The sequence below is a fragment of the Mucilaginibacter roseus genome (assembly GCF_021215455.1).
GTDB classification, from domain to species: Bacteria; Bacteroidota; Bacteroidia; order Sphingobacteriales; family Sphingobacteriaceae; genus Mucilaginibacter; species Mucilaginibacter roseus.
On sequence record NZ_JAJPWV010000006.1, the window covers coordinates 46,353 to 70,079 of the forward strand.

General features: G+C 44.9%; 22 protein-coding genes. 10 read left to right on the top strand and 12 right to left on the bottom strand.

All coding sequences use genetic code 11. The features are described 5' to 3' along the window. Nucleotides 1-15: 15 nt before the first annotated feature. On the top strand, nt 16-2,469 hold the full coding sequence (locus tag LT679_RS16835; protein WP_232178836.1) for a glycoside hydrolase family 31 protein: 2,454 nt from the start codon (nt 16-18) through the stop codon (nt 2,467-2,469). Between the two features lie 14 nt (nt 2,470-2,483). Beyond that, the gene (locus LT679_RS16840; protein WP_232178837.1) at nt 2,484-4,367 is read left to right on the top strand and encodes an alpha-amylase family glycosyl hydrolase; all 1,884 of its coding nucleotides are present in this window, start codon (nt 2,484-2,486) and stop codon (nt 4,365-4,367) included. A 133-nt stretch (nt 4,368-4,500) separates the two neighbouring features. Here LT679_RS16840 and LT679_RS16845 read toward each other — a convergent pair whose 3' ends face one another. Further along, nucleotides 4,501-4,929, bottom strand: a complete 429-nt coding sequence (locus LT679_RS16845) for a tail fiber domain-containing protein (protein ID WP_232178838.1) — start codon at nt 4,927-4,929, stop codon at nt 4,501-4,503. Between the two features lie 88 nt (nt 4,930-5,017). Further along, nucleotides 5,018-5,350, bottom strand: a complete 333-nt coding sequence (locus LT679_RS16850) for a hypothetical protein (RefSeq protein ID WP_232178839.1) — start codon at nt 5,348-5,350, stop codon at nt 5,018-5,020. 167 nt (nt 5,351-5,517) lie between these two features. Here LT679_RS16850 and LT679_RS16855 point away from each other — a divergent pair, with 167 nt between their 5' ends. The 3 genes from LT679_RS16855 to LT679_RS16865 are packed head-to-tail and all read left to right on the top strand — an operon-like array spanning nt 5,518 to nt 7,405. Then, nucleotides 5,518-6,333 carry a TerC family protein gene (locus LT679_RS16855; RefSeq protein WP_232178840.1) on the top strand — a complete coding sequence of 272 codons (816 nt, stop codon included), beginning with the start codon at nt 5,518-5,520 and terminating at the stop codon, nt 6,331-6,333. Beyond that, nucleotides 6,333-6,788, top strand: coding sequence for a phosphatidylglycerophosphatase A family protein (locus LT679_RS16860; RefSeq protein WP_232178841.1), 456 nt, complete (start codon nt 6,333-6,335; stop codon nt 6,786-6,788). The genes LT679_RS16855 and LT679_RS16860 overlap by 1 nt, the downstream gene beginning before the upstream one ends. 50 nt (nt 6,789-6,838) lie before the next feature. Further along, entirely contained in the window at nt 6,839-7,405 is a 567-nt protein-coding gene (locus tag LT679_RS16865; protein ID WP_232178842.1) for a biliverdin-producing heme oxygenase, read from the top strand. Here LT679_RS16865 and LT679_RS16870 read toward each other — a convergent pair. Beyond that, nucleotides 7,402-9,624: an ATP-binding protein gene (locus tag LT679_RS16870; RefSeq protein ID WP_232178843.1), complete on the bottom strand. Its 2,223-nt coding sequence runs from the start codon at nt 9,622-9,624 to the stop codon at nt 7,402-7,404. The two genes, LT679_RS16865 and LT679_RS16870, sit on opposite strands and share 4 nt — an antisense overlap. A 265-nt stretch (nt 9,625-9,889) precedes the next feature. Between LT679_RS16870 and LT679_RS16875 the strand changes: the two genes are divergently transcribed. Further along, complete coding sequence (locus LT679_RS16875) at nt 9,890-11,029, top strand: PQQ-dependent sugar dehydrogenase (RefSeq protein WP_232178844.1); 1,140 nt, start codon at nt 9,890-9,892, stop codon at nt 11,027-11,029. A 67-nt stretch (nt 11,030-11,096) separates the two neighbouring features. Here LT679_RS16875 and gldB read toward each other — a convergent pair whose 3' ends face one another. Next, nucleotides 11,097-12,131, bottom strand: coding sequence for a gliding motility lipoprotein GldB (gene gldB, locus LT679_RS16880; RefSeq protein WP_449560089.1), 1,035 nt, complete (start codon nt 12,129-12,131; stop codon nt 11,097-11,099). Nucleotides 12,132-12,171: 40 nt separating this feature from the next. On the opposite strand from gldB, the gene LT679_RS16885 reads away from it, so the two are divergent. Continuing rightward, the gene (locus LT679_RS16885) at nt 12,172-13,821 is read left to right on the top strand and encodes an NAD+ synthase (RefSeq protein ID WP_232178846.1); all 1,650 of its coding nucleotides are present in this window, start codon (nt 12,172-12,174) and stop codon (nt 13,819-13,821) included. Between the two features lie 70 nt (nt 13,822-13,891). Then, on the top strand, nt 13,892-14,524 hold the full coding sequence (locus LT679_RS16890) for a DUF4136 domain-containing protein (protein ID WP_232178847.1): 633 nt from the start codon (nt 13,892-13,894) through the stop codon (nt 14,522-14,524). 53 nt (nt 14,525-14,577) lie between these two features. On the opposite strand, the gene LT679_RS16895 is transcribed toward LT679_RS16890, so the two are convergent. The 4 genes from LT679_RS16895 to pgi form a co-directional block, all read right to left on the bottom strand. After that, nucleotides 14,578-14,871 carry a hypothetical protein gene (locus LT679_RS16895; protein ID WP_232178848.1) on the bottom strand — a complete coding sequence of 98 codons (294 nt, stop codon included), beginning with the start codon at nt 14,869-14,871 and terminating at the stop codon, nt 14,578-14,580. Between the two features lie 80 nt (nt 14,872-14,951). Beyond that, nucleotides 14,952-15,464 (bottom strand): hypothetical protein, encoded by a 513-nt coding sequence (locus tag LT679_RS16900; protein ID WP_232178849.1) that lies wholly within the window; start codon nt 15,462-15,464, stop codon nt 14,952-14,954. Between the two features lie 65 nt (nt 15,465-15,529). Beyond that, nucleotides 15,530-16,537, bottom strand: coding sequence for an NAD(P)H-dependent glycerol-3-phosphate dehydrogenase (locus LT679_RS16905; protein WP_232178850.1), 1,008 nt, complete (start codon nt 16,535-16,537; stop codon nt 15,530-15,532). A gap of 384 nt (nt 16,538-16,921) precedes the next feature. Then, entirely contained in the window at nt 16,922-18,568 is a 1,647-nt protein-coding gene (pgi, locus tag LT679_RS16910) for a glucose-6-phosphate isomerase (RefSeq protein WP_232178851.1), read from the bottom strand. Between the two features lie 169 nt (nt 18,569-18,737). Between pgi and prfB the strand changes: the two genes are divergently transcribed. Together prfB and LT679_RS16920 are read left to right on the top strand one after the other, a co-directional pair. Then, a protein-coding gene (prfB, locus tag LT679_RS16915; RefSeq protein WP_232178852.1) for a peptide chain release factor 2 occupies nt 18,738-19,827 on the top strand; the annotation gives its coding sequence in 2 pieces (ribosomal slippage) (nt 18,738-18,797 and nt 18,799-19,827; 1,089 coding nt in all). 179 nt (nt 19,828-20,006) lie between these two features. After that, nucleotides 20,007-20,411 carry a hypothetical protein gene (locus LT679_RS16920; protein ID WP_232178853.1) on the top strand — a complete coding sequence of 135 codons (405 nt, stop codon included), beginning with the start codon at nt 20,007-20,009 and terminating at the stop codon, nt 20,409-20,411. A gap of 129 nt (nt 20,412-20,540) precedes the next feature. Here LT679_RS16920 and LT679_RS16925 read toward each other — a convergent pair whose 3' ends face one another. From LT679_RS16925 to LT679_RS16940, 4 genes are all read right to left on the bottom strand, one after another. Continuing rightward, on the bottom strand, nt 20,541-20,906 hold the full coding sequence (locus LT679_RS16925) for a hypothetical protein (protein ID WP_232178854.1): 366 nt from the start codon (nt 20,904-20,906) through the stop codon (nt 20,541-20,543). Nucleotides 20,907-20,932: 26 nt separating this feature from the next. After that, nucleotides 20,933-21,280, bottom strand: coding sequence for a hypothetical protein (locus LT679_RS16930; protein WP_232178855.1), 348 nt, complete (start codon nt 21,278-21,280; stop codon nt 20,933-20,935). Continuing rightward, on the bottom strand, nt 21,280-22,584 hold the full coding sequence (gene thrC, locus LT679_RS16935; protein WP_232178856.1) for a threonine synthase: 1,305 nt from the start codon (nt 22,582-22,584) through the stop codon (nt 21,280-21,282). Before thrC ends, LT679_RS16930 begins: the two co-directional genes overlap by 1 nt. Before the next feature lie 102 nt (nt 22,585-22,686). Beyond that, complete coding sequence (locus LT679_RS16940; protein ID WP_262909332.1) at nt 22,687-23,694, bottom strand: homoserine kinase; 1,008 nt, start codon at nt 23,692-23,694, stop codon at nt 22,687-22,689. Nucleotides 23,695-23,727: the final 33 nt, after the last annotated feature.

Genomic DNA, 23,727 nt, shown 5'->3' on the forward strand with positions numbered 1-23,727 from the left:
TAATCTAACGTATTTATGAAGATGCAGTTTAAGGTACTTGGTACTTTAGGGCTATGCTTTGCCCTGAATTTTGCCTCGGTAGCTCAAAATTCACCGGTAAAAAACATTGGCGATGTTACCGGGGCTGAGATTAACGGGCAGCAGGTAAACTTTACCACCCAAAATGCCCACGCCGAGGTAACGGTTTATACGCCATCGGTTGTACGGGTGCGTATTGATAAAAAAGAACTCGCGCCCGATTTTTCGTACGCGGTAGTTGCCAGGCCGCAACAGGTAAAGGCGGCCATTACTCAAAATGATAATGAGGTAAGTATAATTACCGATTCGCTTAAACTTGTAATCAGTAAAAAACCATTCGCAGTAACTTTTTATACGCCTGATGGAAAAATCATCAGTCAGGACGAAAGTGGTTTAACCACTTCATGGGTAAACGAAAACGTAACCACCTACAAAAAAATGCAGGATGGCGAACGTTTTGTGGGTTTAGGCGAAAAAACCGGCGGGCTTGATCGCCGCGGTTCGGGCTATACACACTGGAACTCGGACGTATTTGGCTACCGTGTTGATCAGGATCCATTGTACTCTACTATTCCGTTCTATATCGGCATACACCACGGTCTTAATTACGGTATATTTTTAGATAATACCTGGCAAAGCGATTTTAACTTTGGCGCCAGCAACAACCGCTTTTCATCATTCGGTGCACGTGGTGGCGAGATGAACTATTATTTCATCTACCATAAAAATCTGGCGGATATCATCTCCTCGTACACAGCGCTTACCGGTCGCATGAATTTGCCGCCGCTGTGGAGCCTGGGCTACCAGCAAAATCGCTACAGTTATTACCCTGATACCGAGGTATACCGTATTGCCCAAACGCTGCGTGAAAAGAAAATTCCGGCGGATGGGATTACGCTCGACATCCATTATATGGATAAATACAAAGTGTTTACCTGGGATAAGAACCGTTTTCCTGATCCGGTAAAAATGAACAACCGCCTGAAAGAAATGGGTTTTAAAACCACGGTTATTGTTGATCCGGGTGTAAAAACCGAGGCTGGTTACGGCGTTTACGAACGCGGACTGAAGGACGACATCTTTATAAAATATGCCGATAACACCAACTATACCGGCGAAGTATGGCCGGGCTGGTGCCATTTCCCGGATTTTACCAGTGCCAAAGGGCGCGATTGGTGGCAGGGCGAAATAAAGCAGTACGCTGCCGACGGCGTTAGCGGTATATGGAATGATATGAACGAGATTGCTACTTGGGGACAAAAAATGCCCGATAACGTGATCTTTAATTGGGAAGGCCGTAAGGCTGCTCACCCCGAAGCACGTAATGCATATGGTATGCAAATGGCGCGTGCCAGCTACGAGGGCTTTCGCAAGGCTTTGAATAAACGCCCGTTTATTTTAAGCCGTTCAGGGTATGCGGGTTTGCAGCGTTACGCTGCGCTATGGACAGGCGATAACCGTGCCGAAGATGACCATATGTTACAGGGCGTGCGTTTAATAAGCAGTTTAGGCCTAAGTGGCGTGCCGTTTACCGGTATGGATATTGGTGGTTTTACCGGCAATGCCAGCGTAGCGCTCTATACCAAATGGGTGCAGATAGGGGCTTTCAGTCCTTACTTTCGTAACCATACCGGCGTAAATACCAAATCGGCCGAACCGTGGGCGTTTGGCGAAGAAGCGTTAGAGATTGCCCGTAACTACATTAACCTGCGCTATAAATTGTTGCCATACCTGTACTCCACATTTTATGAGGCCACGCAGGATGGTTTGCCGGTAGTACGTTCCCTGGCTATTAATTATACGCATGATGCGAAGGTTTACCAATATCAAAATCAGTACCTGTTTGGTAATGCGTTTTTGGTGGCACCCTTTGCCGGTACCGATGCTTACGGAACAATTTATCTGCCCAAAGGCAAATGGTATTACTTATACTCTGATGCGGTAAGCAACGGTAATAGCGAAACCATTGTAAAACTTGTTAACACCTCGATACCGGTTTTTGTAAAGGAAAGCGCTATCATACCAATGCAATCGCTGATACAAAACACTACCGAAAAGCCTACCGATACCCTTAACGTACACATTTACAAAGGCGATGTAAACAACAGTTTTGTTTATTACGAGGATGACGGCGAAACATACGATTACGAAAAAGGCAGCTTTTACAAACGTAACATAAGCTATAACTCCGCTAAAAAAACAGTCACCTTTGGTAAGGCCGATGGCTCGTTAGCATCAAAATTCAAATATGTGCGCCTGTATATGCACGGGTTTGGCAATGCAGAAATAAAGGCGGGCGGACAAAAGGTACAATCCAAAACGGAATTCATATCATTTATCAACCCGGTATCAAAGTTTGATCCGCAGGGGGTGGCTAACGTGGCCGAAGGCAGCAATACGCAAACTATAACATTGCCCAATAAAAGCAGTGAGTTCATCATAAACTATTAAAACCAACTATGAATATGAAAGCTGTATATAAAATATTTCTGGTTGCTTTTTTACTTGCCGGGGTGGCGTGTAAAAAGAGTGACCCGGTGACGAACAAACCGGAACCTACACCAAATAATACGGAAATTCCGGCCAACGCGGGCGATGGCGTTACCTTTATTAACGATGGCAAATCGGCAATATTTAACCTGTACGCGCCTGGTAAAATCTCAGTATCCGTTATCGGCGATTTTAATGATTGGCAACCTGCCAAAATGAAAACCACTACTGATGGAACCCGCTGGTGGATACAAGTGGATGGCCTGGATGCCAATACTGAATATGCTTATCAGTACCTCATCAACGGAAATCTGCGCGTAGCTGATCCGTACACCGAAAAGATACTTGACCCGGATAACGACAAGTATATTCCGTCTTCGGTATATCCTAATTTGAAAGCGTATCCAACCGGAAAAACCACTTCGATAGTAAGTGTTATGCAAGCCAACCAGCCAGCATACTCCTGGAAGGTGAACAACTTTACCCGTCCGGCTAAAAAGGACCTCGTGGTATATGAATTACTGGTGCGCGATTTTGTGAGCGATCATAGCTACAAAACCATTATTGATACGCTGGATTATATTAGTCGTTTAGGCGTTAACGCCATTGAGCTGATGCCGGTTGCCGAGTTTGAAGGCAATGAATCATGGGGATATAATGATTCGTTCTTCTTCGCGCCCGATAAATATTACGGTACCAAGAACGATCTGAAAGCCCTGGTTGATGCCTGCCACCAGCGTGGTATAGCCGTTATTATGGATATTGTGCTTAACCATGCTTTCGGCTCATCGCCCATGGTACGTATGTACTTTGACCAATCAACCGGCAAACCAACCGCAAGCAATCCCTGGTTTAATGTGGATGCCAAGCACCCTTTTAACGTTGGGTACGATTTTAACCACGAAAGCGCGGCCACCAGGTATTTCTCAAAAAATGTAATGCGCCATTGGCTTAAGGAGTACAAGATAGATGGTTACCGTTTTGACCTTTCGAAAGGGTTTACGCAAACAAATAACCCGAATGATGTAAACGCGTGGTCAGCTTATGATGCCAGCCGTATCGCCATCTGGAAGGATTACAACAATTTCATTAAAACCGTTGATCCGAATGCTTATGTAATACTGGAGCATTTTGCCGCCGCGCAGGAAGAAAAGGAACTGGCCGCTGATGGCATGATGCTGTGGAATAATGTGGCCTATGGTTTCCAGGAAGCTAATATGGGATGGATGAATTCGTCAGACCTTTCGTGGTTGATGCCTGCTGCACATACCTTTACCGTATCTGATGCATTGGTTGGTTATGCCGAAAGCCATGACGAGGAGCGCGTAATGTTTAAAAACGTTACTTATGGCAATCAGGATGGCTACAACGCCCGCCTGTTGAACAACGGACTTAAACGTGGCGCCATGACAGCCGCCTTCCTGATGGCTGCACAGGGGCCTAAAATGATTTGGCAGTTTGGCGAGCTGGGTTATGATATCAGCATTGACCAAAACGGCCGTACCGGCAACAAGCCTATCCTATGGACTTACCAAAACGTGCCCGAGCGCAAAGCGCTGTACAATGCCTACGCCAAATACATAAAAATGAAGTTAAAAAACCCGGTATTCGGCGCTAATACCGCTACCTATACACTTACCGGCGCGGTAAAAAATATGGCACTCAGCGGCAGTGGTGTTGATGTACAGGTGGTAGGTAACTATGATGTAACGGCCCAAACCGCTACAATAGCGTTTACCAAAACCGGCACCTGGTATGATTATGTTACCGGCAACACCCTTAACGTAACCAGCACAAGCATGAGCCTCACCCTGCAACCGGGCGAGTACCACATATACAGCTCAGCCAAGCTGCAATAAAGCATAAGCATTTGGATAAATGCTTTGGTTTAATTAGTTAAAAAGCCACTCCGTAAGGGAGCGGCTTTTTTGCATAAAAAAGCGCCCCGGCTTTAGCCGAAGGCGCTCGCACTATATAACTAAACTCAACTGTTTACTTGCTTTTTAACTGCTGTATATGGCTGCGCAGCTCGTTTATTTCGGCTTGCTGCTCTTTAATGGCGCCTACCAGTATAGGTATCAGCTTTTCGTAATCAACGGTGCCGGTAGTTACGGTGCGTTGGTTGTTTTTACCGGCACTGTACCATTTGTTATCCTGCTTTACCAGTTCAGGCAGTACCAGCTTTACATCGTCTGCCGAGAAACCGTATTGTGTACCTGATGGCAGGTTTAGTTGTTTGTATTTGTCTTTGTCGAACTCAAACTTTAGCGGTTCAAGCTGATTTACGTAGCTAAGCGAATTGCGTATGGGTTCGCTATTCTTTTTCAATTGTTTATCGCTTACGGTTTGCGCCGAAGCAGTATTTAATACAAAAGCACTTGCAATGGTTGCCAGGGCAACACCAATTTTATTGATAGTCATGATATATTGAAAATTAAAGGTTAAATAAACGTTGGCGACAACCGCTGCCGCACGCGTTTAGTTCAAGGGGTAAAAATTAAAAAAGCGGTTACGCTGTAATACGACCGTTAGGCGGGGGAGTAGGTACCGACGGAAAATAAGTAGGTAGTTCGTCGCTACCGGCACGTAAATAGGTATTTGCACGCGCGTTAAAATGCGGTGCAGGCAACAGCCATTCAGGGTGGTGCAGCCAAAATTCGTTCATAACGGTTTCTTTGCTTTCAGTGCGCGACGATGAGTTTTCTTCATCATCAGCGTAAATTTTTTCAGAAAGCTCGGTACCGGTTTGGCTAATCAAAGAGAGCAGGGAGATACCTGTTTTTTCCATTACAGAAAAAACGAGCACAAAGGTGATCAGATATCTTAACAGGCTTACTCTCATTTATCAGATGACTGTATTTACTATGCAAACATAGCAAAAACGGTTTGGTTTTTAAAACTTTTACGTTTATAGTATTACGAATGTAATATTAGCCTTAACCCGGCTAATGCCAAAAAGTTAAGTAAATATTTACGACCTTTACGCACCGGATTTACCGGCATAAATAAATGGATTTTTTACATACCCTTTTGGGTGAAGATATTAAAGCAGGTTTACTCATTATTTTAAACCTGATTGTTATTGAAAGCTTATTATCTGTAGATAATGCTGCCGTACTGGCCACCATGGTGCTCGATCTGCCGAAAGAGCAGCGTAATAAAGCCCTGCGCTACGGCATCATCGGCGCTTACGTATTCAGAGGCATATGCTTGTTTTTAGCGGCCTGGCTGGTTAAAATATGGTGGTTAAAACCACTTGGCGGTTTATACCTGCTATACCTGGCTTTTAATTATTTTAAAGGAAAAGCCGGCGGAGATAAGGATGAAGACGAATCTGTAAATAAAAGCGAAAGCTGGATATATAAATCAACCGTTGGTTTAATAGGTAACTTTTGGGCAACTGTAGCGCTGGTTGAGGTGATGGACCTTGCTTTTTCTATAGATAACGTATTCGCGGCTGTGGCCTTTACTGATCATGTTTTTTTAATCTACACCGGTGTATTCATCGGTATACTGGCTATGCGTTTTGTGGCACAGGCGTTTGTTAAGCTGATGGAAAAGTTCACCTTTCTGGAAACCATCGCCTTTATCGTGATCGGTGTTTTGGGTATTAAATTGTCATCATCATTATACACCCATTTTTACCCGGAAACGCCATTGGCGCACGCCATTGAAGGCGAGCAAACTGATCTGTTCGTATCCATATTCACCGTGGCCATATTTGTTATACCGGTAGTTACGTCCATATTATTCAATTTTCCTAAAAGGCACACCATTGAGCCTGAGGTGGCTGAGAATGCCGAAGATGTGCTTAAAAAAAGCTGATGAATAAACTGATAGCATCCATATTCGGCATAGGTTACCTTAAAGGGGGCGGTACTTATGCCTCTATAGTTACTTGTGTTGTGCTTTATTTTTTATGGCAGGTTCCGGCAGTGTTGATGCCTTTACCCAACGTACTGATTGGTTTGGCCATACTGCTTATTGGCATATACACCGGTAATAAGGTGGAACCATTTTGGGGCAAGGACAGCTACCGTGTAGTGATTGACGAAGTAGCCGGCATGTGGATAACCATGTTGTTTGTGCCTATCAACAACATCAAATTACTCATAGCTGGATTGATCCTGTTTCGTTTTTTTGATATGGTAAAACCCCTGGGCGTGCGCCGCATGGAAAACCTGAAAGGTGGCCTGGGCGTAATGATGGACGACGTGCTTGCGGGTGTTTATGCTAACATCGTTCTGCAGGTTATTGTATTTTCTGGCCTGTTGAAATAAACTTTTGCTTTTACAGTTGTTATTAAACAAATATCCCCCAAAAAGAAAAGATGCTGTCGGAAAAACTAAAAGAAGAAACCAAAACATACCACCACCAAACAGAAGTGGCCTTAATTGGCCGTATAAAGGCTATAAGCGATAAAGAGGATTATGCCTCATTATTAAAGATGTTTTACGGCTATTTCGGCGGGCTTGAAAAGCATATCGATAACGCTATTGACACCTCGCTGATGGACGATTATCACCAACGCCGCAAAACTTCAGCTATAGCTGAAGACCTGGAAGCGTTAAACGCCGATGTGCCGGCTGTTGCTGAGGGCGGTGATCTGCCTGAAATAACCAGCCATTTACAGGCTTTAGGCGCTTTGTATGTTATTGAAGGCTCAACCCTTGGCGGTAAAATTATCAGTAAGATGATCGCGCAGAAGCTTGATCCATTGCACGGCGAAGCTCTTTCGTTTTTCAATAGTTATGGTGATGATACCATGAAGATGTGGAACAGCTTTAAAGAAAAAATGAATAACCAGGCACAAACCGAAGCTGAAAAAGCTACGGTAACCGAATCAGCCAACAACACCTTCAGGCACTTTGCAGATTGGATTGCACGCTACAATTAAGCCGGATTGCTAAATTCTACGTAAAAGGTTGAGCCTTTGCCCAACTCGCTGTCCACCCATATTTTGCCGCGGTGTTTCTCAACTATGCGCTTTACTATAGCGAGGCCAACACCGCTGCCTTCAATGTCCTTTACATTATCGGTGCGGTTAAACAGCTCAAAAATGCGGGGTAGTTGCTTAATATCGATACCCAACCCGTTATCCTTTATCTGGTAAAGTATGCCGGTTTCGGTAGCCTTACCCTCAATGCTTATCTGTTGCGGATCGGCGCGTTGAGAATATTTTATAGCGTTACTCAACAGGTTAGCAAAAACCTGCAGCAGCATAACTGGGTCGCCTTTTACCACGGGAGTTTCGCCTATTGTTACATTCAATTTAGTGGTATCATACACTAATGATAGGTCCTTGATAATATCATTCACCATCGGCCCTATTTTCACGTCCATAAAGTCGATCTCTGAACGGCCGATGCGTGAGTAATCTAACACCTCATTTATCATGTGATTCATCTTGTCGGCGCGGTCCACAATACGGTCAATTACACGTAATGCTTCGGGGCGGATGGATGCATCGCGGGTAAGTAACTGGGCGTAGCTTTTGATCACCGATATCGGATTTTTCAAGTCGTGCGATATCGTGAAGCTAAAGGTATCCAGTTCCTCGTATGCTTGTTTAAGCTTTTCGTTAAGCTGGCGGATGGCACTCGCCTTTTGGTTGATGGCGTAAGTAAGCTCTTCCTTTAAACGAATAACGGCTTTAATTTCCTCATTACTCCATGTGGCCGAACGCCCGGTAACTGTTTCGGCCCATGCTTCAAATGATGTACGTGGCGATAAGGTCAACAGTCCATTATTATCAATCTCAGCCGGTTTGTCGGGGTTGCCGGCCCAGGTAATCTGCTTTAGTTGCTCGGGCTTAAACCAGATCATGTATTCGCCCATTTCCTTTGATATAGCCGACACGATAATGCCGCTCGCTACATCCTTATAGGTTAGCGCCGGCGCATATTTGTCTGAAAGGTGATCGGTGCAAAAAAAAGTATCTGTAACATCGGTTTTTATCCATTGCAGCAGTCCGGCCAACTGGTCGTCATTTGGTACTTTGCCAAATTTAAAGGTATTGCCCTCGTATGTTAGTATAGCGCCATCGGCATAAGTAACATCAAGTATGCTCACCTCGTCGCCGGTAAGCGCATCTTCCAGGCTGTTGCTGCGCTGCATCTGTTTGGATAGTTTTTCAACGCTGGCAAACAGTTGGTCCTGTAGCTGCTGGTTTTCTTCATCCTGCCTGAATTCAAGTGCCGACGACAGTATCTGGCCGATCAGTTTTGATGATTCACGTGCTTTGTAGTCAATGTATCGTGGGGTGTAATTATGGCAGGCAATCAGTCCCCAAAGCTCATTTTTATACATCAGCGATATACTAAAGCTTGATGCAACACCCATGTTTTTAAGGTATTGTATATGTATGGGCGATACAGCGCGTAACTGTGAGCAGGTAAGATCCAATGGTTGCGGTTCGCCGCTGGCCAGGGTTACTATTTTTGACGGGTTACTGTTTACGTCCGCTATAATACGTGTACGGTTAATTTTGTAAAGCTCACGTGCCTGCTTAGGAATATCTGACGCGGGATAGTGCAAACCCAACCACGATTCCAGATCCTCGTTCCTGGCTTCGGCTACCACCTCGCCGTGTCCGTCGGCAGCAAAGCGGTAAACCATTACACGATCATATCCAATCACCTTTTTTACCTGCTCGGCTGAATTATTCAACAGGTTTTGCAGGTTTTTGTCGGCCAGCATTTCAGAGATCGACCGCCCGATCATCCTTTGCATGTCGGTGGTAGTTTCGGCAGTAGCGGGCTCAAACTCCAGCACAAATAAACCGTCGCTATGATGAATGATCATGTAATAGCTTTTACCATCCAGCTCCAGTTGAAAAGGGTTGATCTGCTCAAAGCTTTTGGTTGTTTTGCCAAATGTTATTAGCTGGCTGATGAAGCCCATCGGCTCGTTAGGGCTTAAGGCATACTCTACTTCACTTAATTCTTTACCTAATAAAAGCGAAGGTAAGCCTGGTATCAGGTCGCTCACATTTTCGCTATGATAACGTATAATGAAGTCATTATCAATTGCGATCAGAAAACCATATGGCTGAATTTGGCCGGGAATGTGAATAGGTTCTCTATCACAATTGGTCAGATCAACGTTAAACGGCATAGGGAATTATTTATAAGTAAAGTATTATAACAAATATGAAAAAATAACTGAAACAATAAAGCGAAATAAATTCAAAATGTTTTTGCAATGCACCTAAAGTAATCTCAACTATAATGAATGAATTCTTAAAGCGGCAATAAACAAATAGATTGTATAACAGGTAATTTGGTTGATACAATTTGTGCTTTTGCCAAAAAAGTACATACTAAGTATAAATATATGCTGTAGCTTTATAGTCATGAATCATCACCTTTTAAAATCAGTTATGAAAAGAGCCTTTTTGCCGGCATTGATTGCGTCGGCAATCATATTACTATCATGCAGCACCAATCCTGCTGATAGCGTAGCGAAAGAAAAGCCTGTTGTGGCCGACAGCACCGGTTTTACCGTAAAAACCATTTACAGTGAACTAAGCAACCCATGGGGGATGGTGTGGCTGCCGGACGGCCGCCTGCTGGTTACCGAGCGCGCTGGCGAGATATTAGTTTTTAAGAATGATAAATTTACCGGCGAAAAGCTTAAAGGCGTTCCGGCGGTATTCAACAAAGGTCAGGGCGGTTTAATGGACATTAAGCTGCATCCCGATTATAAAAAGAATGGTTGGATATACATTACCTATGCCAAGCCGGTTGAGGGGGGCGCAACAACAGCGCTTGCACGTTTCAAATTAAACGGCAATACCATTACGGACCTGACCGATATTTATACAGCAAAGCCATACATATCAGCCGATTTTCACTTTGGCAGCCGCGTGGTGTTTGATAAGGATGGTTACCTGTATGTAAGCTCCGGCGAACGAGGCACCCAGCCAAAAGTTCAGGAATTGGATAACGACCATGGTAAAATTCACCGCTTGTTTGATGATGGCCGCATACCGCAGGATAACCCTTTTGTGGGGCAACCAGGTGCACATGGCTCCATCTGGACGCTTGGGCACCGTAACCCGCAAGGTATGGTTTACGACGCGGTTAACAATCGTATATGGGAAGTTGAACATGGCCCTAAAGGTGGCGATGAGCTTAACCTGATAGAAAAAGGTAAAAACTATGGCTGGCCAAAAACTTCATACGGTATTAATTACGATGGCACCGTTTTAACACCTAATAAAGAGTTACCTGGTATAGAGAACCCCAAACATTATTGGGTACCTTCAATTGCTACCTGTGGTTTGAGCATCGTAACGGGCGATAGATATCCGGGCTGGAAGGGCAACCTGTTGGTAGGTGCACTTGCTTTGATGCATATTAACCGCGTTACGCTTAACGGTACCGAGTATAAATCAGAGCAGCGCCTGTTGCAGAACAAAGGCCGTTTCCGTTACGTTACTGAAAGCCCTGACGGTTACATTTATGCCGTTACCGAAGGTCCCGGCGCTTTGTTAAAGCTAATACCGAACAAGAAATAATCATTTAAAAGATTGAAAACAAAGCGGCTGCTCGATCATCGGGCAGCCGCTTTTGTTTTCCGATATTTTACGGGCGGTATTTCGACTCGTTCAATATTTTCTGAGCGTCGCGCTCGGCCATGAGTTGTTGCAGGCTTAGGTCAGTGTGTTTGTCCATATACTGGCGTACAATCTGCCAGCCCGTCCAAACAGCCAGTTTAGGTGCCGACTCATTTTGTTCTCCCAGCCCCGGCGTGAAAGGCGCCTCCGTTAAATACTTTTGTATTTGCAGATAGTCGGCATTATAAAGCAGGTTCTCATCCAGAAAGTAAGCCCATATATCACCCTTAAAAGTGTTACACCATTGTAGCTGCTTTCCTGTATATCCAATTTTGGTACTATCCGGTACCTCTGGCAGTACCTTGTCCATAGCATACATTATTTTGCCGTTATAGATCATGCGCGCCAGCAGGTTTTTGTCTGCATCGTTTTCGGGAAACATGTCTTCGCGCAAAACAGCTTCCACTACGCGCGGCGTTATGTTATCAGGGGTAAACCGGCGCGATAGGTAGTGCGGATATTGCTGTACCAATGCCGGGTAGAATTTGGAATTGGCTCCCAAAAACATATCCAGCCCAACGGCAACGTAGCCATCACCTATGGATGTTTGCGCCTGGAAGCCCGAGAAGTAAGCATATACCTTCATTGGCTTAAATGCCGGGAAATAATATTTAACGCGCCTGAAAGCATCCGTAAGTTCAGCTTCTTGTAAATCAAGCGTAGGGTATACCGAGTCGACCTCGTGTTTCAAATCCTGGTACGCTTTCCCTGCGAATACCTGTTTAAGTGTGCCGAAGTACGCGGTATCGGTGGTAGAGCCGGCTTGCAAAACGCGCTCAACATAATCGCGGTAAAAGCTGCCATACTTTTGTTGCAGTAAAGCGGCCTGCTGCGGCATGGGTTTTGTACCCAAAGCATTAAAGTCGCGGTCAAAACGGCTGATGGAAACATTAATATCAATATTACTTACATCAACCTTTTTACTGTCGCCGCAGGCGCAAAACAGTAGCATGATGCTGAAAAATAAATAAATTTGTTTTGCTTTGTTACAGGTGTAAATCATGCTCATCCTGTACAAATTTATAAAATAACCATACATTCTTATGAAGATCGCTTTAGCGCAGCTCAACTATCATATCGGTAACTTTGAATCAAACACGGCTAAGGCCATTGATGCTATTAAAAAGGCCCGCACCGAAGGCGCCGACCTGGTAGTATTTGCCGAGCTGAGCGTATGTGGCTACCCGGCCCGGGATTTCCTGGAGTTTAAGGAATTCATCGGGCTGTGTGAGGAAGCTGCACAAAAAATAGCACAGGAGTGTACCGATATTGCCTGTATCATAGGCCTACCGACAGAGAACAATAAGCCGGAAGGGAAGGATTTAAATAACTCCGCCTATTTCATCAGCAATGGCAAAGTACAGCAACGCGTTGATAAGGCATTGCTGCCCAACTATGACGTGTTTGATGAATACCGGTATTTTGAACCGTCGACAGAATTTAACTGTATTGATTTTAAAGGGCACCGTATAGCGCTGACTATTTGCGAGGACTTGTGGAACACCATCGAAAATCCGCTGTATATTACCCGCCCGATGGATACGCTGATTAAACAGCAGCCAACGGTAATGATCAACATTGCGGCATCGCCGTTTGCGTATAACCACGACGAGGAACGCATAGCTATCCTGAAAGATAACGCCGCCCGTTATAACCTGCCCTTGTTTTACGTAAACCAGGTAGGCGCGCAAACGGAATTGATTTTTGATGGTGGATCAATGGTGTTTGATAACGCAGGTAACCTGATTGACGAGATGCCATACTTTGAAGAAAGTATTGCTTATTATACATTGAACGATGATGCCTCAATAACTTTTACCCATCAATCGGGCATCAGGGCAGAACGTGAAAGCGATATAGCCCAAATTCACCAGGGCTTGCTTTTGGGCATTCGCGATTACTTTTACAAGTCAGGCTTTACGCGTGCTACCCTGGGCTTGTCAGGCGGTATCGACTCGGCCGTGGTATGTGCCCTGGCTGCTGAGGCGCTTGGGCCCGAAAATGTAATGGCCGTGCTGCTGCCCTCGAAATATTCAACAGACCACTCCCTTAAAGATGCGGAAGACCTGGTAAATGCGCTTGGCTGTAAATCTGAAACAATCGCCATAAAAGATGTTACCGACGCTTTTGAAACCGCTTTATCACCGCAATTTAAAAACCTGCCGTTTAACATAGCAGAGGAGAATATACAATCGCGCAGCCGTGCCGTGTTGTTGATGGCCATGTGTAACAAGTTTGGCTATATATTACTTAACACATCCAACAAAAGCGAGGCTGCGGTAGGCTATGGTACTTTATATGGCGACATGTGCGGCGGTATTTCGGTAATAGGTGACGTTTATAAATCGCAGGTGTTTCAGTTAGCCCGATACATAAACCGCGAGCGGGAGATCATTCCGGAAAATACGATCATCAAACCGCCTTCGGCAGAGTTAAGGCCCGATCAAAAGGATACCGACTCGTTGCCTGAATATGATGTGTTGGATAAGATATTGGTGGAATATCTGGAAAACCGTCGTTCGTCATCAGAGATTATACAAATGGGATTTGATGAAGCTACCGTTCGCAGGGTGATAAAACTGGTAAATACAGCCGAACATAAGCGTTACCAAACGCCACCTATTTTAAGGGTATCGCCAAAGGCATTTGGTATGGGTAGGCGCATGCCGATAGTAGGTAAGTATCTGTCGTAAAAATATTTAAACATATATTAAACCATTTACAGCGTATATGGTCTAATCAAGAAAAGGGAGATATAAGGTTATGAGAAAATTAATATATGCAGGGCTGGTGTTGTTCCTGCTTGCAGGGTTGAGTGCCTGCTCAAATTACCGCTACTATACCGCTGCCAAAAACAAAACTAACTTAAGCGCATACCGCAGTTTTGCTTTTGTGGAAGCACCAAAACCAAGCAATAATCCACGTAAGATTTACGCTAACGACATTGCCGATGCCAATATTAAAGATGCCGCCATTGAGGCGTTAAAAGCGAAAGGGCTTGTTGAGCAACCTGCGCAGCCTGACCTGTTGGTTAATTATACAACCATGACCGGCCGTGGCTACAAAACCAACTACTATGGTGGTGGTTGGGGCGGCTGGGGTTATCCGGGCTTTGGCTGGGGCTGGGGCGGATGGGGTGGCTGGGGCTACCGTCCGTTTTATGGCGGCGGCTGGGGTTGGGGCGGCTGGGGCGGCGGCGGTTTCGCCGAACGCGTTCCTTACCGTGAAGGCACCGTTATTATTGACCTGATTGACCGCAAAACCGGTAAAATGGTGTGGCGCGGTTATGGGGTAGGTGAGGTGCGCAACCCGCAAAAAGCCATTAACGATTTGCCAAAAGTAGTAAGCGGTATAATCGAAAAGCTTGATCTGAACAATTCGCAACGTAAATCATAATTTACGAATAAGCACTTACAAAAAACGCCCGCTTCAATAGCGGGCGTTTTTGTTTATTCTACTTTATCGCGTAATTGCTCTTTTGGCACATATACGCGTTTACCTTTTTTGTTGATGTAGTAATAGGCCGAGTTTTTATCGATAAAGATGGTTTCGTTATTTGGGCCGGCTTTGCCATCGTATTTTTTGTCGACTACCGATGAGGCGCCTTTAGAAGCTACCTCTGCCGTTTTGTTGCCTACTTTTTTGGCCGTTTTTTTAACGTCCTGACCTACACTTTGCGCATGGCTGTATGAGGCGGCAAATAAGCCTACCGCTACTATAGCGGCTTTTACTATATTTTTCATGGTATCAGATAATTAAGTTGATTAATCAGCTCAATTTCTCTGCCAAATTACTTTTTACTTACCGCGATTACTGAGCTGTGTTAATCAGGTATAACTACGGGAGTAATCTTTCTTTCAAAATCATTCCACAAGGTTTTACCCTTAACCTCCTGCCGATGATAGAATATCTTGCTATGATAATTGCCTGGGCCAATACCCATACCATATGCATCGTTTTGCTTTAGTGACTTTTGTAGTTTATTTATGAACGCCTTTATCCTTTTGTCCGGTTCTTTTGCTATTACTCTTAAACTGAGCATTTCCAGTTCTTCGTTTGTTGACCTGCCGCCCTTTACCTCAATCGCATACGTAAAAAAATTGTCGTTGTAAAAGCTCTGATGCTGTTTTTTATCAAAAGGCTCAGCGGTGATAAATACATTTACGCGGTTTTGCGCTTTAAATAATTTTTCGTCAGCAGTGTCCAAAAGCACTGGAACTTTTTGGTTAGCACCAACTGGTTTAGCGTAAACATATAACCTGTTAGATTTTATTAGTAGCTCTGCATCTTTAAGTAAGATCGCTATCGGTACGAAAATGTTAATAAGGCTTGCCATGACAATTTAAGCTGGTGTTCAGAGTAAAAAGTGTGATAAGCTGACGTTTGTTTGCTTTATGCGGATCAACTTAACTTTTCGGCTAAATTTTTCATCTCCAATACCGGCGATTTTTTTTGGTACAGGATGCTGTAAACCGCATCGCAAATAGGCATAGCTACCTTATGCTGCTTGTTTACCTGGTGCAGGCAATTTATGGCATAATACCCCTCGGCAACCATGTTCATCTCTAGCTGGGCTGATGTTACGGTGTAGCCCTTGCCTATCATATTACCAAAGGTGCGGTTGCGGCTAAATTGTGAGTAAGCGGTTACCAACAGATCGCCCAGGTAGGCGCTCTCTTTAATGTCGCGGTCAATAGGATGTACCGCGTCCAAAAAGTTTTTAAGCTCTTTTATGGCGTTTGATATCAACACTGCCTGAAAGTTATCGCCATAACCCACGCCGTGGCAAATACCGCTGGCAATGGCATATATGTTTTTCAATACGGCGGCGTATTCGGTACCGTATATATCGTCGGACACGATGGTTTTCAGGTATCGGTTGCTGATCATACCAGCAAATTCGGCGGCCAGTTCTGTATCCTGGGATGCTATGGTTAAGTAGGAGAGCTTTTCCAGTGCCACTTCTTCAGCGTGGCATGGCCCGCTGATCACGATGATATCACGGGCGGGTATCATGCAGTGCTGCTGCAAAAATTCGCCGATGATTTGGTTCTCATCCGGAACGATGCCTTTGATGGCCGAGATGATCTTTTTACCCCTTAGGTCATCAGGCGTTATACCTTTCAATGCTTCCTTCAAAAATGCCGCCGGTACATTTAGCAGCACCATATCGGCTTCGCTGATGATATATTTTATATCAGTAGATATATTTTCGGCCGGTACCTTTATTTCAACCGAGCTTAAATAGTTAGGGTTATGCCTGAATTTGTGGATGTGCTCAACCGCTTCGGGGTTACGCATCCACCAGTATATCTCTTTGGGAGTGGCGTTATCACTCAGCATTTTGATGTTTGCTGTAGCCCAGCTGCCACCGCCAATAACCGCTATTTTTTTAGGTTGCTTTTGCATTACAATTAAAATGTGCCGCCGGTAAAAATGTTTTACCACAAAAAAGCGGAGGGACAAATTAATGAAATATAATTGAGAGGTAGAAAGGACTTTTATTATGAGGTGCTACAAGACCTAAAGCGATCAAAAGAAAGAAAAATCGCCGGCTGTTTAATTTTCTTTGAAAGGCAGTGTTTCCTTAGTGCTATCCGAAAACTAAGAGGCCGGAGGGATTGGTTATTTATAGTTTGTGCTTTGGTTTTTAATTAAAATTTCTTGTCATCTCGAGGAAGGAGAGATCTGTCTGCGTTTTTTTTAAAACGGACCGATTTCTCCTTCTACATGGTTCAAAATGACAAAACTTTATTCAAAATCCTTCCCCAAGGGGGAGGATTTTGGTGGGGTCTATCTCCAGGCTTTGTATTGATTGATCAAGCCATTGGTTGAAGCATCGTGCGTGGTAACGTCTTCTGCTGTGCGTAACTCAGGCAGAATTTTACCGGCCAGCTGTTTGCCCAACTCAACACCCCATTGGTCAAAGCTGTAAATATTCCATATAATGCCTTGTACAAATATTTTATGCTCGTACATGGCTATCAGTGCGCCTAAGGTATGTGGGGTTATCTTTTTAACAAGTATAGAGTTGGTCGGGCGGTTACCTTCAAACACCTTGAATGGTGCCAGTATCTTAATCTCATCGTCAGTTTTACCTTGTGCCTTTAATTCGGCCACCACCTCTTCTTCGGTTTTGCCGTTCATTAAAGCTTCGGTTTGGGCGAAGAAATTTGAAAGTAATAAAGTATGATGCTCGCCTACCGGATTATGGGTTTGTGCAGGTGCGATGAAATCGCAAGGGATCAGTTTAGTACCCTGATGAATCAGCTGATAAAAAGCATGCTGCCCGTTTGTACCCGGTTCGCCCCATATAACCGGACCGGTTGAATAATCAACCACCTTGCCGTTGCGGTCAACGTATTTGCCGTTACTTTCCATATCGCCTTGCTGAAAGTATGCGGCAAAGCGGTGCATGTATTGGTCGTACGGTAAAATAGCCTCGGTTTCTGATTCAAAGAAGTTATTGTACCAAATGCCGATCAGCGCCAGTATCACCGGGATATTCTGTTCAAATTCCGTATTGCGAAAGTGGTTATCCATCGCATGGGCACCGCCAAGCAGTTCCTCAAAGTTATCAAAGCCAATGCTCAGGGCAATTGACAAGCCGATAGCGCTCCACAGCGAATAACGGCCGCCTACCCAATCCCAAAAACCAAACATGTTAGCGGTATCGATACCAAACTTGCTAACCGCTTCGGCATTGGTTGATAGTGCCGCGAAGTGTTTGGCAACATCAGCCTCCACCGCGCCGCTCTCTAAAAACCAGTTACGCGCAGTATGAGCATTAGCCATGGTTTCCTGCGTGGTAAAGGTTTTCGAGGCGATCAGGAACAAGGTAGTTTCCGGATTAACCGTTTTCAATGTTTCGGCAATATGCGTACCGTCAACGTTTGATACAAAGTGCAGGTTCAGGTGGTTCTTATAGGCTTTTAAAGCCTCGGTGACCATTACCGGGCCAAGGTCTGATCCGCCGATGCCGATGTTCACCACATCTGTAATCGGCTTGCCGGTGTAGCCTTTCCACTCTCCGCTTATAACGGCATTGCTAAACTCCTTCATATGCTGTAATACCGCGTTCACATCGGGCATTACATCTTTGCCGCCAGCCAAAACGGGGGTGTTGCTGCGGTTACGCAGGGCTGTATGCAAAACCTCACGGCCTTCAGTAGCGTTTATCTTTTCACCGTTAAACATGGCTTCAACAGCATCCTTAACACCGCATTCTTTGGCCAGTTGTATTAGCAGGGCGATGGTTTCATCGTCTATACGGTTCTTTGAATAATCGAGCAGTATGTCTTCAAATTGAATTGAGAACTTGCTGAATCGATTCGGGTCAGCGGAAAAAAGTTCTCGCAGGCTTTTAGGCGCTAAATCAATGTAATGGTCGGTAAGATATTTGAACGCGTTGGTTGTGGTAAAATCAGTTGAAGGTAGCATATGACTTAATGTTTTTTGACAAAATTAACTTTTTGAGCTTCTTATAAAAGCGATTAAAGTAAATAGCGCGTCACGTTTTTACACTAATGTTTAAAGCGGTCATTTTTACCAGCCGTATTAAAACGATTTGTAAGCCCCGGCGTTTACAATTGTTTATATTTGCCTTTATATGACCAAGGAACAGATACAAGACTTGAGGGATAGAACAGCTTCCCTGAGGAGGCATCTTTGACATTGATGCGAAGCTTGAAAAACTGAACGAAGAACAGGAGATCACCATAGGGCCTAATTTTTGGGACGCTCCCAAAGAGGCCGAAAAGGTACTGGCATCTATCAAAGCCAAAAAAATATGGACAGACGCTTACCAGCGCGTAGCATCCATAGTTGATGATACACAGGTGCTGTATGAGTTTTATCAGGCCGGCGATGCAACCGAGGCTGAAATGAAGGAGCAGTTTGATACCGCGACTGTCGCCATTGAAGAGCTGGAATTTAAGAACATGCTCTCGGCCGAGGAAGATCAGCTGAATGCCGTTTTGCAGATAACCGCAGGTGCCGGTGGTACCGAAAGCTGCGATTGGGCCAGCATGCTGATGCGTATGTATATTATGTGGGGTGAGAAAAACGGCTACAAGGTTACCGAACAGGATTCGCAGGAAGGTGACGTGGCCGGTATAAAAACCGTTACCCTGCAGTTTGAAGGAGATTTCGCTTACGGTTATCTTAAAGGAGAAAACGGTGTGCACCGTTTGGTGCGCGTATCGCCGTTTGATGCCAATGCCAAGCGCCATACCTCATTCGCATCGGTATATGTATATCCATTGGTTGATGATACCATTGAGATTGAAGTGAACCCTGCCGATATTGAGTTTGAAACCTTCCGCTCGGGTGGAGCCGGTGGGCAAAACGTGAACAAGGTGGAAACTGCCGTGCGTTTATATCACAAACCATCTGGCATTATCATTAAAAACCAGGAATCTCGCTCGCAGTTGCAGAATAAGGAGAACGCTATCCGCCTGCTGAAATCTCAGTTATACGAGATTGAGATGCGCAAGCGTATGGAAACCACCAATGCCATTGAGGGTAACAAAAAGAAGATTGAATGGGGATCGCAAATACGTAACTACGTTTTACACCCGTACAAGCTGGTGAAGGATTTACGTACCGACCACGAAACATCAAACGCGCAGGCAGTGCTTGATGGCGACATCAACGACTTTCTAAAGGCCTATTTAATGGAATTTGGCGGCGATAAATAAACGTTGTTTTTAACTTGAATTAAATAAAAACTTAGCCCTTAACAATAAATTAAGGGCTTTTTTAGTTTAATAAGTTTCGGCATTTATGAGGTGAATAAAGATCTAACAATCTTTTAAATAATAAATGCTTGATATTGTGATTAATACAGTTTAATTTTATCACCCCTAATTAACTGAGCATGACACGACAACGTTTTAAAAACGTACTACTTGTAGCCCCCGATAATTGCCCCCGTCGTTTAGCAGCCGAATACGATTATGTAAAGCATATTGCCGACTCCACGCGTATATTCCCGGTTATATTTGAAATGAAGCCCGATTTAATATTATTTGATTACGAATACATTAAGGCTGATATTGAAAGAATAGTTCGCCGCCTGCGCATGAACGCCTTCTATAAAAAAACCAAAATTTGCTGTTACAAGCTTAAGCCGCATACCGAAACGGATGAATTGCTGAAAGCTATCGGCGTAAATAATTTTATTTACCCTGAGGATTTACTTTCGGACACGACCGAAAAGGTAAGCATTTTTACCGCGATACTGGATGCATCGCTGATGCGGGTGCTGGCTAAAACAACGTAGATTTGTCCTTTTTTTGATGTCAATTTAAACAAGGTACGAGGAGAAATCTCTCAATTGAATATGAAGGCCGGCAGGTTTCTCGCTGCCGCTCGGAGTGACGGAATCTCCTCTGCGTGTTTAACGGAAAGTCTATTTCTTCTTTTTCTTTTCCGTATGCTCGTAAATCCTGGTGCTTACCGCTACTGAATCCTTAAAGTAAACGTACAGGCGCTTTATGTAGCTGGGGGGGTAGCCATCGTACTTTACATCTATATCGTAATAAATATAATTATCCTTTTTACCCTGCGGCCACCCCAGGCTATCGGTTACCTGGTAAAACCTCATGCCTTTTATCTTGCGGTTTTTCAGTAGGTCGTTCAGCATACCGTCGCGGTATTTAAAATCCAGGCCCTCGGCATCATTCCACAATTTGCGGTTAAAAGGTTGATCTCTGGTACAGGCAGAGAGCACGAGTACAATAAAAGATAAACCGATAGTAAAGGCCTTATTTAACATGGCTGATAGTTATAGCGCAAAGATACTTAATTTTTGTGCTCCTGCACATCAACCGCTGTAACCACCGAGTCGGCATTAAAGGTTACGGCAAGCTCCTTAGAGTATTTTGGCTCCATATCGCTCCCGTACTTCATTACAATATCATAGTAAGCCTGTTTGCCATCCATATCGTCGGGCTCGCCCAACATTGCTCTCACCTCACTAAACGGTTTACCTTTTAGTTCATGGTTTTTGAGCAGATCCTTCACCATTTTGTTGCGGTGCGGATAATCCCATTCCTTTTTTTGACTCCACTTTTCCTTGTCGAATTTTTGCTTGCAGCCGAAGCCCAGTAGTAATAAACCAACAAAAACGCAGTGGAGTAAGAGCTTCATTAAATATTGTTTAACAGGTATGTTTTGAAAGCGTCAAAACTGGCCGGCATTTGTACCGCCTGCTTTTCACGGCCTTCAAGCTCTTTAACGCTTTCTGGCACCGAAATGTTCGCAGCCACCTTAGCCGGTATTACATCCGGAAACTTGCACGGATGTGCGGTTGAGAGGAAAACACCGGTTACTTCGGCATGTTCTGACTGCCATTCTTTTAAAGCCTTCCAGGCAATAGCCGTATGCGGGCAAACCACATACTGGTGATCAGCATATACCTTTTCAATGGCTTCAACAGTTTGCTCATCATTATAGCTATACCCGGTGATGAGCTGCTTCAAGGCTGCTTCGTCGCCTTTAAAAAGATCGGCAATGCGCACCCAATTGCTCGGGTTGCCTACGTCCATAGCGTTTGATATGGTTTGCACGGATGGCTTGGGCTCATAAACACCGGTCTTTAAAAACGCAGGTACGGTATCGTTAGCATTGGTAGCGGCAATAAACTGCTCAACCGGCAAACCCATTTTCCAGGCTAACAAACCCGCGCCGATGTTACCAAAGTTACCGCTCGGTACCGCAAAGGCGACCTTGCTTTTGCCCTTGCGCAGCAACTGCGCCCAGGCATTAAAATAATAAAAGGTTTGCGGTATCAGTCGGGCAATATTGATAGAGTTGGCCGATGTTAAGCGGTAAACACTATTCAGCTCTGCATCCGTAAAGGCTTGCTTAACCAGCGCCTGGCAATCATCAAAAGTGCCGGCAACTTCCAGCGCGCGGATGTTTTGGCCGTTGGTGGTTAGCTGCTGCTCCTGCACGCCGCTTACTTTGCCTTTAGGGTAAAGGATGGTAACACGGGTGTTCGGCACACCTAAAAAGCCCAGGGCTACGGCACCACCGGTATCGCCCGATGTGGCAACCAGCACATCGAGCTGCTTTTCTCCTGCTTGTAAAAAGTAGCTCATTACCCGGCTCATAAAGCGGGCGCCAAAATCCTTAAATGCTAATGACGGGCCATGGAACAATTCCAGCACATATACATCATCCTCCAATTCAACCACCGGGGCATCAAAGTTGATGGCGTCGTCAATCAGCGCTTTCAGGTCAGCCTCCGGGATGGTGTTGCCCAATATATTTTTGGCTACGCCGAAAGCGATCTCGGGCAAGGTCAATTCGCCGAGCTTGCTGATAAACTCATCGCTTAAACGCGGAATGCTCACAGGCATATATAAACCCTTATCCTGCGGCATACTGTTAAAAACCGCCTCTTTAAATGATACGCTTGCTGATGTATTGTTGGTGCTGTATAGTTTCATGGCCTCTCCCAACCCCCTCCCAAGGAGAGGGCTTTGTTATCTTATTTATTGTGATCTTAATTGTATTTCAATCCGGCATTATTAGCCCTCCCTTCGGGAGGGTTAAGTGGGTATTACCCTCGGTCCGGCATCGTTTATGGTCGATACATAGGTATTTGAGCCGATTTTTAATCCGGTTAAATGTTGTTGTAGTTTTTCAGTAATAGCTTTTGCAGTTTGCTCATCCCGGGTAAAGGCGAATACCGATGGACCTGATCCTGATATACCAAAACTCACAGCGCCGTTACTCATGGCAATTTCCCGCATCTTGTAAAAATCGGGTATCAGCATGGAGCGTACCGGCTCAACCAGTACATCCTGCATACTGCGGCCAATCAGGTCAATGTCCTGCATAAATAAACCACTCACCAAACCGGCAATATTACCCCACTGCGTTACCGCATCCTTCATATTGATTTTATTACGGATGATCTGCCTGGCCTCGCGGGTTGGCACATCCACATCCGGAAAAACCACGGCACACCACAGATCCTTTGGATGCGGCAGGCGCACCACATCAAGTGGCTCGTAGCTGCGTATCAGCACAAAACCGCCTAACAGGGCAGGCGCAACGTTATCGGCATGGCCATGTCCGCAGGCCATCTCCTCGCCTTTCATGGCGAAGGGCAGCAGGTTTATCGGGTCGCGGTCATCACGCATCAGGGTTTTAATAGCATATAAACCCGCCACGGTACTGGCCGAGCTTGAGCCCAAACCACTGCCAATAGGCATTTTTTTATGCAACTCAATATCCAAACCAATATCAGCACGACCGATACTGTCCAGGTAGTGCTGTACGCTCACGCTCACGGTATTCTTAGCCGGGTCAAGCGGCAGGCGGCCATCATCACCCGTAATTTTGCTGATGGTGATGCCGGGCTTATCCGTAACCCGCATAATTACCTCATCGCCGGGCTCGTTAACGGCAAAGCCTAACACATCAAACCCACAAACCACGTTAGCCACCGTTGCCGGGGCAAAAACGTGTACTGCATCTCCCACTAAGCCCCCCGCCCCCCTAAAGGGAGTGAAAGCGCTTTTTGTATCTATTTCCTGTAATTTGTTACTCATTATCTTGTTATATTTAAGTTCCCCCTTCAGGGG